Origin of the sequence: Flavobacterium ardleyense (assembly GCF_042686085.1) — a bacterium.
Classification (GTDB): Bacteria; Bacteroidota; Bacteroidia; order Flavobacteriales; family Flavobacteriaceae; genus Flavobacterium; species Flavobacterium ardleyense.
The window spans coordinates 1-1,790 of the sequence record NZ_JBHUOL010000015.1 but is presented as its reverse complement, the minus strand read 5'-3'; the positions used below and the strand labels follow the sequence as shown (position 1 = coordinate 1,790).

At 32.6% G+C, this 1,790-nt stretch carries 2 protein-coding genes; one reads left to right on the top strand and one right to left on the bottom strand.

The genetic code is table 11. The annotated features are described in order from the left end of the window. Positions 1-211: 211 nt before the first annotated feature. The gene (locus ACFSX9_RS09800) at positions 212-1,216 is read right to left on the bottom strand and encodes an IS30 family transposase (RefSeq protein WP_379807159.1); all 1,005 of its coding nucleotides are present in this window, start codon (positions 1,214-1,216) and stop codon (positions 212-214) included. 161 nt (positions 1,217-1,377) lie between these two features. Between ACFSX9_RS09800 and ACFSX9_RS09795 the strand changes: the two genes are divergently transcribed. Next, positions 1,378-1,790 (top strand): transposase (locus ACFSX9_RS09795; RefSeq protein WP_379807157.1); only part of this gene is annotated, 413 nt, incomplete at its 3' end.

Below are 1,790 nucleotides of genomic sequence, written 5' to 3'. Positions count from 1 at the left end.
TCGTCAGTATCAAAAGTTATGTCGTAAATTTTATTTGCTTTCATTCTAATTGTCTATTTCGCACGAGGGGCGGATTCAAGACCTTAATGCAACAAGGTCGGTTTATATTGTATTATTCAAATTTAGTTTTTAATTTCAAATTTGCACCATTTCAGAATAACTTTTTTGACATTTTTAATTAGCCAAAAGTTATTTCCGAAATAGGTCTGGTTTAAGCTGCATAATTATTGATTTCTTGATTGATCATTTCATTTGGTGTTTTATATCCTAGCACCTTTCTTGGTCTGTTGTTTAATGCTGTTTCAGCTTGTTTTAGCTGTTCAATAGCTATTTTATTGAAGTCTGTTCCTTTTGGAAAAAAACGTCTGATTAATCCGTTTGTGTTTTCATTGGTTCCTCTTTCCCAGGAGGAGTACGGATTCGCAAAAAAGACATCCATTCCTGTTTTTTGTGTGAGCCATTTGTGATTTGCCATTTCCATTCCATTATCGTAAGTCATTGTTTTCCTGATAAATTTTGGCATTGTGTTCATGATTTTAGCAAATTGTTGCGTGACGGTTTTAGATTTTCGGTTTTCAATTTTAACTATAAAAGTGAATCTAGTTTTTCTTTCCACGATTGTTCCGATTGCACTTTTTTGCCCTACACCAATCATTAAATCGCCTTCCCAATGTCCGATTGCAAGTCTTAAGTCCACTTGCTCAGGTCTTTGACTGATATTTACTTGGTCTTTTATTCGAGATTTCTTACTTCCGAATTTTCTGTTTTGTCTTCTTTTATGATGGTGATAGGGCAGAAGTTTAATCAGTTTTTTCCCTAAATAAGACTGTCTGTGCTTATAAATATGCTGATATATCGCTTCGTAAGAAATAGACATTATCGTGTCATTTGGATGCAATAACTTGATTCTTCCAGCAATTTGTTCTGGACTAAAGCCAGACAATAATCCTTTGTAAACAAAGTATTTAAGTTTTTTATAGGTGTTTATTTTGTCTTGATTTCTTTTATTAAGATAATCGTCTTTTGCATAGAAATCAGCGATAGTTGCACTGTATTTATCAGTCGGATTAATTACCCAGTTGTTTACTTCGCGAGTAATGGTAGATCTATTTCTATTAAGCTGTTTAGCAATATAGCTTTTGGACTTGTTTTGCTTGAGTAAAGTCTCAATAACAATCCTTTCATTTAAGGTGAGACGTTTACGTAATTTTTCCATAATTAAACAAAGATAAAAAATATCATTTGTTGCATTAAGTTATTGAATTCTCCAGGTCGTCTTAAAATTACCGCTAACGTCAGTCTGTGAAAAAACCTCCGCTTTCTTCTTTCAAAAATAGTCAAATTATTTTAATAAAAGGATTAAAAGTGGTATATTTAATGATGCAACACATCACAGGAATACCGCGTAATCAAATGTGTTTTTCTAGTTTAGAAGACACTATTTCATCAGAAAATCCTATTCGATTTATAGATGCTTTTGTAGGAGCTTTATCTTTAGAAGCTTTGGGTTTTTCGGTTCAAACGATCAAATCAGAAGGTCGTCCTAGTTTTGATACTAAAATCTTCCTTAAATTGTATCTTTATGGGTATCTCAATGGACTTCGCAGTTCTAGAAAACTACAAAAAGAATGCGTTAGAAATATTGAGCTTCAATGGCTTTTATGCGCCATAGTTACTAATTACCATAGTATTTCTGATTTCAGAAAAGACAATCCATCAGGGCTTAAAAAGCTATTCAAACTCTTTGTTACTTTTTTAAAAGATGCCGATTTGATTGGTGGCGACATCAT

Excerpts from the sequence above, each read along its gene's own strand:
- ACFSX9_RS09800 (WP_379807159.1), bottom strand. The coding sequence starts at position 1,216 with ATGGAAAAATTACGTAAACGTCTCACCTTAAATGAAAGGATTGTTATT.